17 protein-coding genes are annotated in these 15719 nt (G+C 48.0%); 13 read left to right on the forward strand and 4 right to left on the reverse strand.

Translation table 11 applies throughout. The annotated features are described in order from the left end of the window. Positions 1 to 386: 386 nt before the first annotated feature. A complete protein-coding gene (aroD, locus tag BM101_RS13110) occupies positions 387 to 1142 on the forward strand; it encodes a type I 3-dehydroquinate dehydratase (protein ID WP_087032706.1) in 756 nt (251 codons plus the stop codon). 74 nt (positions 1143 to 1216) lie between these two features. On the opposite strand, the gene BM101_RS13115 is transcribed toward aroD, so the two are convergent. Then, a complete protein-coding gene (locus BM101_RS13115) occupies positions 1217 to 2194 on the reverse strand; it encodes an aldo/keto reductase family protein (protein WP_087032708.1) in 978 nt (325 codons plus the stop codon). A gap of 340 nt (positions 2195 to 2534) precedes the next feature. On the opposite strand from BM101_RS13115, the gene BM101_RS13125 reads away from it, so the two are divergent. Together BM101_RS13125 and BM101_RS13130 are read left to right on the forward strand one after the other, a co-directional pair. Next, on the forward strand, positions 2535 to 3434 hold the full coding sequence (locus BM101_RS13125; RefSeq protein ID WP_087032712.1) for an aldo/keto reductase: 900 nt from the start codon (positions 2535 to 2537) through the stop codon (positions 3432 to 3434). A gap of 309 nt (positions 3435 to 3743) precedes the next feature. Further along, on the forward strand, positions 3744 to 5141 hold the full coding sequence (locus BM101_RS13130) for a 6-phospho-beta-glucosidase (protein WP_087032714.1): 1398 nt from the start codon (positions 3744 to 3746) through the stop codon (positions 5139 to 5141). Positions 5142 to 5208: 67 nt separating this feature from the next. On the opposite strand, the gene BM101_RS13135 is transcribed toward BM101_RS13130, so the two are convergent. The 3 genes from BM101_RS13135 to hisJ form a co-directional block, all read right to left on the reverse strand. Beyond that, entirely contained in the window at positions 5209 to 6075 is an 867-nt protein-coding gene (locus tag BM101_RS13135) for a DegV family protein (RefSeq protein WP_322787176.1), read from the reverse strand. Further along, positions 6059 to 6634, reverse strand: coding sequence for a DUF1836 domain-containing protein (locus tag BM101_RS13140; RefSeq protein ID WP_177194527.1), 576 nt, complete (start codon positions 6632 to 6634; stop codon positions 6059 to 6061). Before BM101_RS13140 ends, BM101_RS13135 begins: the two co-directional genes overlap by 17 nt. Positions 6635 to 6854: 220 nt before the next feature. Then, positions 6855 to 7664 carry a histidinol-phosphatase HisJ gene (gene hisJ / locus BM101_RS13145; RefSeq protein ID WP_087032719.1) on the reverse strand — a complete coding sequence of 270 codons (810 nt, stop codon included), beginning with the start codon at positions 7662 to 7664 and terminating at the stop codon, positions 6855 to 6857. Between the two features lie 159 nt (positions 7665 to 7823). Between hisJ and BM101_RS13150 the strand changes: the two genes are divergently transcribed. From BM101_RS13150 to BM101_RS13195, 10 genes are all read left to right on the forward strand, one after another. Continuing rightward, positions 7824 to 8645, forward strand: coding sequence for an ATP phosphoribosyltransferase regulatory subunit (locus BM101_RS13150; protein WP_245825720.1), 822 nt, complete (start codon positions 7824 to 7826; stop codon positions 8643 to 8645). A 12-nt stretch (positions 8646 to 8657) separates the two neighbouring features. Then, positions 8658 to 9263, forward strand: a complete 606-nt coding sequence (hisG, locus tag BM101_RS13155) for an ATP phosphoribosyltransferase (protein ID WP_087032722.1) — start codon at positions 8658 to 8660, stop codon at positions 9261 to 9263. Then, a complete protein-coding gene (hisD, locus tag BM101_RS13160; protein WP_245825699.1) occupies positions 9260 to 10513 on the forward strand; it encodes a histidinol dehydrogenase in 1254 nt (417 codons plus the stop codon). The genes hisG and hisD overlap by 4 nt, the downstream gene beginning before the upstream one ends. Beyond that, positions 10510 to 11508: a pyridoxal phosphate-dependent aminotransferase gene (locus BM101_RS13165; protein ID WP_087032724.1), complete on the forward strand. Its 999-nt coding sequence runs from the start codon at positions 10510 to 10512 to the stop codon at positions 11506 to 11508. The genes hisD and BM101_RS13165 overlap by 4 nt, the downstream gene beginning before the upstream one ends. Continuing rightward, complete coding sequence (gene hisB / locus BM101_RS13170) at positions 11505 to 12083, forward strand: imidazoleglycerol-phosphate dehydratase HisB (protein WP_087032726.1); 579 nt, start codon at positions 11505 to 11507, stop codon at positions 12081 to 12083. The genes BM101_RS13165 and hisB overlap by 4 nt, the downstream gene beginning before the upstream one ends. Further along, positions 12080 to 12655 carry an imidazole glycerol phosphate synthase subunit HisH gene (gene hisH / locus BM101_RS13175; RefSeq protein WP_087032728.1) on the forward strand — a complete coding sequence of 192 codons (576 nt, stop codon included), beginning with the start codon at positions 12080 to 12082 and terminating at the stop codon, positions 12653 to 12655. Before hisB ends, hisH begins: the two co-directional genes overlap by 4 nt. Next, positions 12656 to 13360 (forward strand): 1-(5-phosphoribosyl)-5-((5-phosphoribosylamino)methylideneamino)imidazole-4-carboxamide isomerase, encoded by a 705-nt coding sequence (gene hisA, locus BM101_RS13180; protein ID WP_087032730.1) that lies wholly within the window; start codon positions 12656 to 12658, stop codon positions 13358 to 13360. Next, positions 13357 to 14121, forward strand: a complete 765-nt coding sequence (hisF, locus tag BM101_RS13185) for an imidazole glycerol phosphate synthase subunit HisF (protein ID WP_087032732.1) — start codon at positions 13357 to 13359, stop codon at positions 14119 to 14121. The genes hisA and hisF overlap by 4 nt, the downstream gene beginning before the upstream one ends. Further along, positions 14114 to 14755, forward strand: coding sequence for a bifunctional phosphoribosyl-AMP cyclohydrolase/phosphoribosyl-ATP diphosphatase HisIE (gene hisIE, locus BM101_RS13190; RefSeq protein ID WP_087032734.1), 642 nt, complete (start codon positions 14114 to 14116; stop codon positions 14753 to 14755). Before hisF ends, hisIE begins: the two co-directional genes overlap by 8 nt. Before the next feature lie 438 nt (positions 14756 to 15193). Further along, on the forward strand, positions 15194 to 15472 hold the full coding sequence (locus BM101_RS13195) for a DUF503 domain-containing protein (protein ID WP_087032735.1): 279 nt from the start codon (positions 15194 to 15196) through the stop codon (positions 15470 to 15472). Positions 15473 to 15719 lie beyond the last annotated feature (247 nt).

Raw genomic sequence — 15719 nt, forward strand, 5'->3', positions numbered from 1 at the left:
CGTTATGTAGGCTTGGATGGCTTGGCTTACGGCATCGACACCTATGGTGCCAGCGGAAACGGCGATGTTGTCATGGCTGAATATGGCTTCACTACCGAAAAAGTGGTTGCAGCGTACAAAGCAAAATTTGCAAAATAAAAAGCAAAATATAAACTGTATGAAACAGTAAAAGAGCTGTCATCTTCTCGTTTTGGGGAGGGTGACAGCTTTTTGTGCATCGCCTATAAGGAGCAATAGTTTTAAAAGTTTTTACTAAGAGCGAAAGCGGCTATTTTTCAGGCGGTATCCTCTGTATAATAAATATACAAGTAGCAGCGATTCCTGCCAGAAAGGTATCCGTCTTCAGGGGAATTCATAACACAAAAAGCAAAGGGGCTAATGCACAGATGAAAACAGTTCGAGTGAAAGATGTAATCTTCAATGAAGGTAGGCCTAAAATCTGCGTTCCGTTGGTCGGAAAAACAAAAGAAGAAATCCTGAATGAAGTGAAATTCTTGGAAAACGTCGATTTTGATTTGGCGGAATTCCGCGTGGATTTCTTTGAAGGTGTTGAGGATATGGGGCAAGTCGCAGACATTCTTGAAGAAATCAGTAAAATATACAAAAAACCGCTGTTGTTCACGTTCCGCACGAAAAAAGAGGGCGGTGAGCATGAAATGAGCGAAGAAAAATATTTTGAATTGAACCGATTCGCGGTCCGGACCGGAAAGGTGGATTTGATCGATGTTGAATTATTCAGCTCCGAAGAGGAATCAAAAAAACTGATCACTGCGGCTAAGGAAAATAACGTGAAAGTCATCATGTCGAACCACGATTTCTTCAAGACTCCGGCAAAGGAAGAAATCGTCGCTCGCCTGGTCAAAATGCAGGAACTGGATGCGGACATCACCAAGATCGCCGTCATGCCGGAAAAGGAAGAGGACGTTTTAACTTTGTTGGCCGCTACCTTGGAAATGAAGAAAGAGAAAGCTGATCGTCCGTGCATCACCATGTCGATGGGGAAATACGGCGTCATTTCGCGCCTGTCCGGCGAATTGTTCGGTTCTTGCCTGACTTTTGCAGCAGCGAAGCAGATTTCCGCTCCTGGACAGGTGCATGTCAGCGATGCGCGGTCCATCCTGAATATCCTGTCTTTGGATTGAACCTACCAAGATAATAAAGAACAGCCCCTGTGCGGAATGTCTGCACAGGGGCTGTTCTGTTGAATACGTTTTTGTCAGCTTCTTGGTTTGAAACTGCTGACATTCAGCAGCAGTTGGTTGATACCCAACAATATTTCATCGGTCAGTTCCACATCCACCGCTTTGATGTTGTCTTCAATCTGTTCTGGGCGGCTTGCCCCGATGATGGCGGAGCTGACGCCCGGGTGGCGAAGGATCCAAGCCAAGGCCAGTTGCGGTAAGGTGACTTCCAATTCGCGGGCGATAGCTTCGATTTCGGCAATGGTCTCCAACAGCAGCTCATTCTGCAGATATTTTTGCATCCCGTCATTGAGTTTCTTGTTGGCAGCGCGGGTGTCTTCCGGTACTTGCTGGCCGGCTTTATACTTTCCTGTCAAAATGCCTTGCGCCAATGGGGAGAAGACGACCTGGCCCATGCCGTTGGCTACGGAAACCGGCAGAACATCCACCTCGATGTAGCGTTCGATCATGTTGTAGATCGGTTGGTTGGATACAAGCGGACGGAAGTTATGTTCCTTCGCAATCTTGTGGGCCTTTTGAATCTTGTCGGCCGGCCATTCGCTGACGCCGGCATAAAGGATTTTGCCTTGCCTTTGTAGGTCGTCGAGGGCCCACAGCGTTTCTTCCATCGGCACGGTCGGGTCATAGCGATGGCATTGGTATAAGTCCAGATAGTCCATCCCGAGGCGCTTCAGGCTGGCATCGCATGATTCGAAGATGTGTTTGCGGGAAAGTCCTCTGTCATTCGGGCCATCTCCCATCGGGAAATAGACTTTGCTTGCTACTACGAGGCTGGAGCGGTTGTAGTTCTTCAGCGCTTTCCCGAGTACGATTTCCGCTGCACCGCGTTCATAGACGTTGGCGGTATCGAAGAAATTGATTCCCGATTCATACGCCGTCTGGATGCACTTTTCGGCAGTTTGCTCTTCCACGGATTTCCCGTAGGTCAACCAGCTCCCCAATGCGATTTCACTGACGCGCAAGCCACTTTTTCCTAGATTCCGATATTTCATGTAAATTCCTCCTTACTATTTTGCTTCTGTTTGAAAGACATTGTCTTCATACGATTCACAAGGGTGTCCCTTTCACGAAGTGGAGGCAGAGAGCGCCACCAGGGAATCTGCTCTTCGGATATGTAAAGACTACTTTTTGTTACGTTTTTGTGTGAGGGGATGGGAATGCTTTCCACCATCACACCTCTATAATAAGCCACTAAGAAGAATTAACCAACAGAAAAGGCACCATAATTCCGAAAAAATGGAAGCGCTGTATATGTTTAGCGTTCGAATAAAAAAAAGGTTATACTTGGAATAAGAATAATGCTGCTTGAGAATATAAGGAAGGTGTCTGCATATGATTAATATAGATGGGAGCACAATCGAATCGTTGCGTCAGGAAAACACTCGCCGACGTGTCTATTTGCCGGATGGGACAAGTATGCCGCAATTGGGGCAAGGGACATGGTATCTGGGCGAGGACCCCGAAAAAAGGGAAGAGGAGATAAAAGCATTGCAACTGGGGATCCAGTTGGGGATGACGTTGATCGACACCGCTGAAATGTACGGCGACGGGAAATCGGAAAGATTGGTCGGCGAAGCAATCAGGGGCATGCGGGATGAAGTCTATCTTGTATCAAAAGTGTACCCCCATCGTGCCAGCAGACATGAAATATTGGCGGCCTGTGCAGATAGCCTGAAGAGATTGGGAACGGATCATCTGGATCTCTATCTCTTGCATTGGCGTGGGGATGTGCCGTTAGCGCTGACCATCGCCGGGATGGAACAACTGAAAGCGGAGGGGAAAATCCTGCGTTGGGGTGTATCCAATTTCGACGTCAAAGACATGGATGAGTTATTTTCCATAAAAGACGGGGATCAATGTCAGGTGAATCAAGTGCTCTATAATTTGGGTTCACGCGGGATAGAATATGATTTAATGAAATGGCAAAAGGAACGGAATGTACCGATCATGGCGTACTCGCCATTGGCGCAAGGCGGCAGATTGCGGAGAGAACTGTTGGGCAGCGAAGAGCTGAAACGGATTGCGGCAAAATACAATGCGGAACCCTTGCAGATACTGCTGGCATGGGTTATCCAAAATAATGATATCGTCGCCATTCCGCGTTCATCAAATCCGGATCACACCTATCTGAATGCGGCGGCCGCATTAATCCGTTTGGATGAAGAGGATTTGAAACAGTTGGATAAACGTTTCCCGGCACCGACCATGAAAATGGCACTCGATATCCTATAGTAGCTGACAAGAGATCACGCTTCCTTTTCGGGCGTGATTTTTTGTCGAAAAAATTGAAACAAAGTGATTCATTTCTGAAACGTTATTCATTTTCAGGATACCCGACTCAAAATGTAAGGGGATTCCTGAAAAGCGCGCTATCTATGTTAGAATAGGGACATCGAGATAACGCCAGACGGACGCAGGCATGATTCGAAATGTAAGCCTTTCCGTTTTGCGGTATCCCAAGAAGTTTTTGCTGCAAATGAATAGAGTTTGAAGCCGTATATTTACTATGAAGAGACGAATAAAAAATTGGAGGAAGCATGCATGTCAAAAGACGCATTGAAAATTGTTACAATTGGTGGAGGCTCAAGCTATACACCCGAATTGATCGAAGGCTACATCCTGAGGAAAGCTGAACTGCCGATAAAGGAAATTTGGTTGGTCGATATCGAAGCAGGGAAAAATAAATTGGAAATCGTCGGCGAAATGGCAAAACGCCAAATCAAAGCGGCAGGGTTGGACTGGGAAGTCCATCTGACGTTGGATCGCTTCAACGCCTTAAAGGATGCCGATTTCGTTACGACTCAATTCCGTGTCGGATTATTGGACGCACGTGTAAAAGATGAACGGATTCCGCTTTCGCATGGCGTTCTTGGTCAAGAAACAAACGGTGCGGGCGGCATGTTCAAAGCGTTCCGTACGATTCCGATCATCGGCCAAATCATCGCGGATATGCGCGTGCAGTGTCCGGATGCTTGGTTGATCAACTTCACCAATCCGGCTGGTATGGTTACAGAGGCAGCCATTAAACACTTCGGCTGGAAAAAAACAATCGGCTTGTGCAATGTTCCGATCGGGCACCGCAAAGTGGCAGCTGAAAAATTGGACATCCCGGAAAATGAGTTGTTGTTTAAATTTGCAGGCATCAATCACTTCCACTGGCACCGGGTTTGGGATCAAGCCGGTGCAGAACGCACGGATGAACTGATCGATTTGATCTACGGACCGCAGCAGAGCGAAGACGACAACCATCTGAAGAACATCCACAGCGCGCAGTTCCACTATGAGCAACTAAAAGATTTGGAACTGTTGCCATGCGGCTACCACCGTTATTACTACATCGAGGATGAAATGCTGAAACATTCCATCGAAGAGTTTGAAAAAGGCGAAACCCGTGCACAGGTCGTCAAGAAAACGGAAGCCCGTCTATTCGAACTTTACAAAGACCCTGCCTTGGATTACAAACCGGAAGAATTATCGCAACGCGGCGGTACCCATTACAGCGATGCTGCATGCGAAGTGATTGCTTCCATCCAGAACGACAAACGCACCGACATGGTTGTATCGACTGCAAATAATGGGACAATCCAAGATATGCCGTATGACTGCGTCGTTGAAGTATCCGCTTTGATTACTGCACATGGGGCAGAGCCTTATAACTGGGGCGAATTTGCGCCAGCAGCGCGCGGCTTGCTGCAAGGCATGAAAGCAATGGAAGAAACCGTCATCCGCGCAGCCGTTACAGGAAGCTATGGGGCTGCTCTGCAGGCGTTCACCATCAACCCGTTGGTTCCGGGCGGTACAATGGCAAAAACTTTGCTGGACGAACTGCTGTATGCCCACAAAGAGCACTTGCCGCAATTCGCAGACAAGATTGCTGAAATTGAAGCGAACCAACCTGAAACGGTCACTTATGTGGACGAATTGATGAAATCAAACTAAACAAGGATACAAAAAAGCAACGCAACGTCGAAATACGACATTGCGTTGCTTTTTGAATTCAAACGGATCAATCTTCCAGCAACATGATGCCGATGCCCAGCAAGCCGGGACCGGTATGCACCCCTAGGACGGGAGAAATTTGGCCTTCGACGTAAATTTTTGCACCTGCGACCAAATCCTGCAATTGTTCTTTCATGCCCAACATCTCGGTATAGGCATCCCCATGGCAGACCGCCAAATAGTAATTTTTGTGGTCCCCAAGTTTTTCCCGGGTCAGCTCAATCATTTTTTGGATGCTCTGTTTACGTCCGCGCACTTTGGCTACCGTATCGTAAATACCGTCATCGTTGCAGGAAATGATCGGCTTGATGTTCAGTGCACTCCCCAGTATGCCGGAGACTTTCCCGATGCGTCCGCCTTTGATGAGGTATTCGAGACTGGCTACACCAAACAAAATTGTGGCATTTTTGACGGCGGCTTGCGTCTTTTGGATGACCGTTTCAAAATCAAACCCTTTTTCGATCAGTTCAGCCGCGTAGAGTGCAATGAATCCGGATGCGATAGCGATATTCAAGGTATCGATGACTACGATTTCCATATCTTCGATACCATCAGCGACGAGTTTCAGGGCTTGGCAGGTTCCACTCAAACCGCTGGAAATGCTGGATACGATCAATCGATCAAAGCCGTCATCCTTTATTTTTTTGAACATGGCTGCTATATCTTCGGGAAGTGGCAAACTTGTTTTGGGGATCTCCTCCTGGAAACGGGCGTATACTTCCTCGGGTGTGATATCGACACGGTCACGATAGCTGGCATTTTTGTAGTTGATCATCAAAGGCAAAGTATAGATGTGGTATTTGTCCATCAATTCTTGCGGAATATCATTGCAGGAATCGGCTAAGACTGCGATACGGTTATTGTTCATCTGCATTATTCTCTCCTTTTTGGGACGCATGACTGATGCCGGCGACCAAAATTATTTTTTGCGTCAACAATTTTGAGGCAAGGGACAGGGTGATCATTTTCAAAGCGATGTTTTCGCTGTGGATATCTTCCAACGTATAGGTTAAATGCTCCTTTTTGTCGAGATCGCGGAACAGCATTTCGAAGGCATATTCCAATTCTTGGCAGAACGAATCATAGGCAGTTTGGAACCCGCGGACGGACACCTGCAGCTCCATGCCTTTTTTCACTTCCGAAAGAGGGAGCACCTGCTTCAGCAACGTGATGACCATCAGCTGCGCAATCTGGATTTTGTAGTATTTCTTTTTTTCCGGCTTATCGACCAGTGTCAACTTCACATAGTTGTTGATCATAGCCGGGGTGATGATCCGTTCTTCCTGTGTGGCGCTCAGGAAACTGAGCTGGTTTTCGATGATGGCGATGACTTGATCATTGTAGACTCCGAAATCAGGCAGTTCATCAAAACGGATGAAATGAAGGGCCAACAGTTGTTTTTGATATTCTTCCAGTTCGGCTTTTAGTTTCAATGCGAATCCTCCTGTTGAAAAGATAAAGTTCCACACGTATCTAGTTTTGTTAATCAGGTGAAGCGTTTATCATTACTAGATTAAATGTAACAGTATTTGACGGAAAATTCAATGAATACGCTTATATCCTTAACGGACCTGCAGGGAAGGTTTCCGGCAAGACCACATTCCATAGCGAAAAAATGCATAGAATGCATAGATGAAAAAAAGAAGCCTGAAATCAGACTTCTTCGGTGTATGAGGCTTCTTCGAGATGCAAGGCGGTATCGAAATATCTGGCGACTTCGTGGGCGGCATGGGCATCCGAGCCCATCTCATAGGCCAATCCTATGTTTTTTGCATAGGCCATCATCTCTGCGTCCGGATAGGTTTTCCCGTAGTCCGGTTTATCGATGCCGGCAAAGTTATAGTCCAGGATATAGCCGTTTGCTTTCACCGTGTCCAAAAGCTTTTTCCAGTCGATCGGATCTTTGACGGTATAGGCTTTCTGGAACTTGTGGATCAGGTTGATATGGCCGATTTTTTTCGGTGTCAGCTTTCCGTAGGGGAGCGCCAACGCTTTTTGGACCGTTTTTTCATACAGCGTGTAAAGTGTCTCGAATCCGATTTCTTCCCCTTTTTGGGTAAAGGAATCGCGGTCCAGATCGACACAGAAGTATTCATCCGGATTCACTTGAACGAAATGGACACTCAGAATGGAGTGGGGGATGCATGCCGGATACTTCTCCAGAAAGGCGATTGTTACCGGTTCCTTCCCTTCAATATAATCCAGTTCAAAGCCCGCATCGATTTTGATGACATCCTGGTATTTCAAAGCCAGCTCCTGAACGGCAGCCAGATAGGCTTCGACATCTTCCGTCTTCATGGCGCTGTCCTTGTCGGGAAGGGGATCTTCCATCGGCAAAGGGGCATGTTCCGTGAAGGTAATCCCTTCCAGTCCGGACTCGATGGCGAATTTCACATAATTTTCCAGGGCATCGGAGGAACCGTGCAGACAAAACGGGGTGTGAACGTGACGATCTGTAAACATATTGCTTCCCTTCCTTCGTAAAAAGTGTCATCAATTAGTGATGTAATACATGTCCTCTTTATGTTATGATAGCATCAACGTCTAATGGTAATCTAATCATAATTTAAGGATACCATGTAGCAGAAAAAAAAGAAATGGGAGTGAGACAGTTTGGAAGAAATGATGATGAACGAATCGTTACTGGCGAATAAACAAAGAGAGATGGAGTTTCTCCATCATTTCCATCAATTGGGATACGACTTGATCGACCTAGGAATTGTAGAAACATTTGAATGGACGAAGCTGTCTCGCGATGACTTGCATCTCATGGTGAACAGGCATAAATGGCAAAGCGGTGATGATATCTACGCTCTGCGCAGTGATTGGACCAATGCCATCGTGCGATACCGCAAGCAGTACCATTTGCGCGCCGATAAGATTGCGTATTCTGGACCGGTTTATTCGCTGCAGAGCGAGAAACATCAGTTGGGCGTGGAAACGTTTACCGACTCGATTCCGAAACAGATTGAAGTCTTGGGGGATATGATTGCCTTCATGGAAAATAAATTGGACCTGTCCTTATCGGTTGCTGTAGTCAGCCATAATAAACTATTGAAAAAAATATTGAGCCCGAAAGAATTGGAAGATGAATCCGTGCGCAAGTTCATCACCGAGCGGAACCCGGATGCACTGAAATACCGATTGGGGGACGATCACCCGATCATCGCATTGATGGAGCAAGCCCCTGCAAAACAGGCGGGCTATATAAAGGAAAACTATCCCGAATTGACGGCTCATCTGAACGAGCTGGCGGAATGGGAAGAAGCCCTGAAACGGAAACAAGTCGACTATGTCTACGCCGATATGCTGGCCTTGCCGAATCAATCCTACTACAAAGGAATCTTTATCCAATTGTATGGCCAAAACAAAACGGAACCCGTCGCATCGGGCGGTCAATACACAAGCTCTTCCAAAGCATTTGGAATGGCCATCAACATTTAACGGAGGAAAAAAATGATAACCATCGCTCTTTCAAAAGGAAGACAGTTAAAAGATTTTATTCAGTATTTAGAGGATAATCAGTTGACGGAATGGGCAACAGCATTGAAGTCCGTTTCACGTGAATTGGTGGTCTATACAAAGGACATCCGCTTTATCCTCGTCAAAGGGGAAGACGTGCCCGTCTACGTTGAAGAAGGCATCGCCGATCTGGGGATTACGGGCAGCGACGTGCTCTTCGAACAGAACCGCAACATCAATAATTTGATGGACTTGCCGTTCGGCTACTGCCACTTTGCGATCGCCAGCAAAGAAAAGAAGGATGTCTATCCGGTCGTCGCGACAAAATACGTGAATTATACGAAGCAATACTTCGATTCCGTCAAGCAACCCGTCAAAATCATCGCGTTGAAAGGTTCCGTCGAGTTGGCGGCAACGATCGACATGGCGGATGCGATCATGGATATCGTCCAGTCAGGAAAGACCTTGCACGATAATGGGTTGAGCGAACAGGTTCGCTTAGATAAAATCAATGCGCGGCTTATCTCGAATAAGCATGCTTATTTTTCAAAATATGATGAAATCCAGACTATAATCAATCAATTGAAGGTGAAAAAATGATGTATACAACGCAAACATTCAAAGAAGCTTACAAGACAAAAAACACCATTGATTTTTCAAAGACGCAGACCGTTATGCAGATCATCCAAACAGTGCAAGAAAAGGGCGATCAGGCGCTGTTCGACTATGCCAAACAATTTGATGGAGCGGATATCACCGAACTGGAAATCCCTCAAAGCGTCATCAAGGAAGCGTATGACACCTTGGATGCCGATTTGCGGGCGGCTTTGGAAGAATCCAGGGATAACATCACTGTCTATCAAGAAAGCATCAAATGGCAACAATCGCCGGCAGGCGAATTGTACCAAAAGATCCACCCGTTGAATAAAGTCGGCATCTATGTGCCGGGCGGGAAAGCGAGCTATCCTTCGACCGTTTTGATGACTGCGGTTTTGGCGAATGTAGCCGGAGTGAAGGAGACGATCGTCGTGACGCCTCCGCAAAAGACAGCCATCAATCAAGCGACTTTGGCAGCTTGCTATATCTGCGGTGTGACGCACGTCTATCAAGTCGGCGGGGCGCAGGCCGTCGCTGCCTTGACTTATGGGACGGAAACGATTCCGCGCGTCGACAAAATTGTCGGTCCCGGCAACCAGTATGTTGCCTTGGCCAAGAAATTGGTCTATGGGGATGTCGGGATCGACTCCATCGCGGGTCCTTCTGAAATTGTCGTCGTTGTGGATGAAACCGCAAATAACGAATGGGTAGCCATCGACCTTCTGGCCCAAGCGGAGCATGATGAACTGGCGCGCACCTTCCTTGTCTGCGACAACGAAGAAAAATTGGCCGCCATCGAAGCGGAGCTCCTTGTCCAAAAAGCGAAACAAAGCCGCATCACAGTGATCGAAGAAAGCCTGAAGAACAATCACTTCCCGATCCTGACGAACGGGAAAGAAGAAAATATCGAAGTGGTGAACCTGATCGCCGGCGAACATGTCTCCATCCAAACGAAGGATGCGGAAGATTATGTGGATGCCATCCAGACTGCGGGCGCCATCTTCATCGGCGAATATTCACCGGAAGCCATCGGAGATTACGTGGCGGGGCCAAGCCATGTCTTGCCTACCGGCGGGAACGCCCGCTTTGCGAATGGACTGTCCGTAAATGATTTCTTGCGTCCGAACTCCGTCTTGAATCTGAAGAAAGAGACTTTCCAAAAAATGGCTCCAGCGGGCATGCTGATCGCCACCGAAGAATCTTTGCAGGCTCACCATGACTCCTTGGCCGTGAGAATGGGGGACGGTCAATGATCCGCATCAATAAAAACGAAAGCCCCATCCGGGCCTTGACTGACGAAGAAATCGCGTCGGTCGCTGTCGGGACCAGATTCCAGGAATATACGGACGACGAAATCGTCAGGCTGACAAAAGCTTTTGCGGCCTTTCATGGTGAGGATCCGGCATCGATCGCTTTCGCGAACGGATCCGATGAATGGATCCAAAAATGCACCATTTTATTGGGCTATGGCCCGATCTTGATGCTGGAACCGGACTTCGTGATGTATGAGGAGTATGCCGCCCAGTTCCAACGCGAAGTCATCAAGGTGCCCTGCGAAGAGGATTATTCTTTCGACTATGAAAAAGTGTATGCCGTCATTGCGGACAAAAAACCGTCCTATTTCATCGTATCGCAGCCGAATAATCCGCTGGGCGGACTCCATCCGGCAAGCTTCATCCAAAAAACGGCCGATTTGTTGGCTGCTTACGGAGGCTACCTGATTCTAGATGAAGCCTACATGGATTTTGTGGAAGAACCGCCGGAACGTCCGGTCGGGGACCATGTCATCCTTTTGCGCACACTGTCCAAAATCTACGGATTGGCGGGCCTGCGCATCGGCATCGCCAGCTCGACCGAGAAGACGATGAAGCTGTTGAACTCCATCGCACATCCCTATCCGCTGAACACCCTGTCCTTGAATATGGCCGCGTACCTACTGGAACAACCGGAAAAGTTGCGGGCCTTCATGGCTGAACAACGCTGCCTTTCCGCCAAACTGAAGAAGATCTTCAAGGAACAGGCGGGGGACGTCATCTCCATACTGCCGAGTGAAACGAATTTCGTCTTCACCTACGGGGAACTAGCGCCCGCATTGGGACAATGGATCATCGACCATGGCTATCAGCCGCGCACCTACGAAAAATCCGGCATCCGCAGCATCGAGAAGGCTGTCCGTTACTCGATTGCGACGGAAGAACAGTTGGATGCCTTAGCCGAAATCATCAGAGAATGGAGAGAACAGCTGTGAGCGTATCAAAAGAGCGTATTACGAAAGAAACAAAGATTGCGATCACTTTGGATCGCGGATTGGAACCTTCAACCATCAATACGGGAGTCGGTTTTTTGAATCATATGCTGGACCTGTTCGCGTTCCACGGACACTTTGTCTTGAACGTGCAAGTGGACGGCGATACAGATGTGGACGACCACCACACAACCGAAGATGTGGGCATCGTGTTGGGGCAATTGTTGGCTGAACTTGGCCAGGACAAGGGCGCCATCAACCGCTACGGAAGCGCCTATGTGCCGATGGATGAAACCTTGGCCCGTTCCGTCATCGACATCAGCGGTCGCCCTTACCTGAGCTTCAATGCCGCATTTTCGAAAGAAAAAGTAGGGAGCTTCGATGTGGAGCTTGTGGAAGAATTCTTCCATGGCCTGGTCATCAATGCCCGCTATACGGCCCATATCGACCTGATCCGCGGCGGCAATACGCATCACGAAATCGAAGCCATCTTCAAAGCCTTTGCGCAAAGTCTGCGCATTGCCATGGCGGAATCCGATGTGAAACGTCTTCCTTCCTCAAAAGGGGTGATTGAATGATCGCAATCGTAGATTACGGCTTGGGCAACATCGCAAATTTGATGAATGCCATTCATTTCCTAGGCTATGAAACCATCCTGACGCACGACGAAGAAGAACTCCGGAAAGCGGATATCATCGTTTTGCCCGGCGTAGGTCATTTCCGCGATGCGATGGAGCGCATTGCAGCACGGGGCCTGCAAGGTATCCTGACGGAGCTGAAGGATACGAAACCTTTTATCGGCATCTGTTTAGGCATGCAGCTTCTGTTTAAACACAGCGAAGAAGGCGATGTCGACGGCTTGGGCTTTTTACCCGGCGAAGTGAAATATATCGTCAGCGATTTTCCGGTTCCACATCTGGGCTGGAACAATCTGCATTCAAAATATCCCGGCTTGGACGGGGACGTCTATTTCATCCATTCCTATAAAGTCGTGACCGATGAAAATGTGGTTGCGACTGCAGATTATGGGCAAGAGATTGTGGCGATCGTCCAAAAAGACAATATCATCGGTATCCAATTCCACCCGGAAAAGAGCGGCGACTACGGATTGAAAATACTGAATCAAGCTTTGCAAGGAGGATGGAAGTAAATGATAGAGATTTGGCCGGCGATCGATCTGATCGACAACAAAAGCGTCCGCCTGACCGAAGGGGACTACGGCACGAAAGAGGAAATGCAACGCACACCTCAGGAAGCCATCGCTTTTTATGCACAATTTGAGCAAGTGAAACGCATCCATATCGTTGATTTGATGGGGGCTTTGAACCAAAAACCGGAAGAAACGCCGTTCATCGAACAACTATTGCAACAAAGCCCGTTGCCGGTCGAAATCGGCGGGGGCATCCGTTCCGAAGAGACCATCAAACATTATTTCGACAAAGGTGCCAGCTACGTAATCGTCGGCACGAAAGGCCTGCAGGATCTGCCTTGGTTGGCGGAAATGACGGCGAAATATCCAGGTAAAATCTACTTGGGCATGGATGCCAAAGGGGAACTGGTAGCCGTGAACGGATGGACCGAAACGGGACAGCAGACCATCTATGATGTGGTGGCAGCAACCAACGCGATGGCCTTAGGCGGCATCATCTACACGGATATTTCCAAGGACGGCAAGATGGCCGGCCCAAACTTTGAAGTGACGGGCAAGCTAGTGGCGTTATCCACCCACCCCATCACGGCATCAGGCGGTGTCCGAAGCGTCGATGACATCAAAAAATTGGAAGCATTAGGCGTCGCAGCAGCAATCGTCGGCAAAGCGGCCAATACCGATGCATTTTGGGAGGGGCTGGCATGATAAAGAAACGGATCATCCCCTGCCTGGATGTGAAGGACGGAACGGTCGTCAAGGGCATTCAGTTCAAGGGACTGCGGGACATCGGCGATCCGGTCGAATTGGCGAAACGCTACAATGATTTGGGAGCGGATGAACTGGTCTTCCTGGATATCTCCGCAACCGAAACAGGCCATAACCTGATGATCGACGTCATCCGTGAAACGGCGCAGCAGCTGTTCATCCCGATGACGATCGGCGGCGGCATCAAGTCGACGGATGATATTTCCCGCTTGCTGAACGCAGGAGCGGATAAAGTCAGCTTGAATTCGTCGGCTTTGGCGAATCCGCAGCTAATCAAAGAAGCAAGCGAGAAGTTCGGGAGCCAATGCATCTGCATCGCAGTGGATGCGAAATGGGAAGCCGATAAAAATGACTGGTACTGTTATACCCATGGCGGCAAGAAGCGGACCGATATCAAGACTTTGGATTGGGTTCAGCAGGTGGAGGCATTGGGGGCCGGAGAACTATTGGTCACCAGCATGGATTATGACGGCATGAAGCAAGGCTTCGATCACCGTCTGTTGAAGAAAATCCAGTCCTTGGTTTCCATTCCGGTCATCGCTTCCGGCGGCGGCGGGAACGCGCAACATTTTGCGGACCTGTTTAAAGAGACGGATGTGTCTGCGGGATTGGCGGCTTCTATTTTCCACGATGAAGAAGTGTTGATTGCCGAAGTGAAACAGTGCTGCACAGAGAATGGAGTGAACATGCGGAATGTCTAAATATGATAAATTGGTGCCTGACTTTTCGAAAGGACTATTGACGGTCGTCCTTCAGCACTTTACGAATAAGAATGTCTTGATGGTCGGCTTCATGAACGAAGAAGCCTTCGAATTGACAAAGAGGGACGAGGTTGTCTGGTTCTATTCCAGAAGCAAGGACCGTCTATGGAAAAAGGGCGAATCCAGCGAACATTACCAATTCGTGAAGGACATGTACCTGGATTGCGATCAAGACGCTTTGCTGATCATGGTTGATCCGGCCGGCCCGACTTGCCACCGCAATACGGAAAGCTGTTTCGATGTGTTGCCAGCCTATTCCTTGAGCGACCTGGAAGAAACGATCCGCCAACGTGCCACGGAACACGATGAAAAATCCTATACCAACTACCTGTTGGATAAAGGCACGGATAAAATAACGAAGAAATTCGGCGAAGAAGCCTTTGAAGTCGTCATCGGCGCAAAAAACCATGACAAAGAAGAGGTAGCCAACGAAACGGCTGACCTGCTCTATCACCTAAGCGTATTGCTGTACGACCAAGGCGTCAGTGTCGCGGACGTAACCAAAGTGTTGATCGAACGCCACCAAACGAAAAACAACTTCAAAGGCGAACGCAAAGACATCAACGAATGGTAGGAGAGTGTGATGATTCGCGGTTAGAGTTCGAGCACTAAGAGGACAAACACAAAGCGGACGCTTTATGTCCGCGTGTGGTTGTCAGCTTAGGCGGAGAACTCTGCGAATCAGAACCGTTCTAGGATACGATGAATCCCGTTTAGAAATCGAGCACTAAGAGGATATTTCTGGGATTCAGAGTTCAACTAAGTAGGATACGATGAAATGCGTTCAGGGGATGAGCACTAAGAGAGCTAGCCGTAAATGGGCTGGTTTTGCCCATGCGGACTAGACAGCTTAGGCGGAATCCCCTGCAATTCAGAGTTCAACAATATAGTGTGTAATAGAACACATTTAATAATAATCGGAGCTGTTCCTTGACTTGTGGGACAGTTTCGGTTATTTTTTTCTTGAATACAGATTTATTTTTCTATATAAATAGAAAATGGGGCGATAAGGATGAAAGTGTTAGCGGTGGAACTATCGATTCGGTTATTTGATTCATACTCGCTGAAGGATAAAAGGAGCGTCGTGAAAAGCATCATTGCGAAAATGCACCAACGTTACAATATCAGCATTGCCGAGGTGGCGGACCAGGATATGCTGAATCAGGCCGTCATCGGCATCGCCATTGTCAGCAGCTCCATGGTTCTATGCCAACAAGTGCTGGATAAGGTTGTCGAAGAAATCGAAAGCAACTATGAAGTGGAAATTTTCCAAATCAAAGACAGCTTATGAAGATAACCGATAGAAAACAAAAGGGGCTGGGACAAAAGTCCTAGCCTCGTTCGTATTTCCTAACAATTAATCGTAAACGTGTTCTGAATTGCAGACACCACTCCCGTTTCGAAACTGGCTTTCGTCCACAAAAGAGGTGAACGAAAAGCTATTTTCTCCAACGTCCGGGTGTCTAAACGCAATTCATCGCACTCTGTTTAAACGTGTTCCAAAAAGCAGACCTGAAGTCACTTCACGAATAATGCTC

It is taken from the genome of Trichococcus palustris, from assembly GCF_900114465.1.
Taxonomy (GTDB): Bacteria; Bacillota; Bacilli; order Lactobacillales; family Aerococcaceae; genus Trichococcus; species Trichococcus palustris.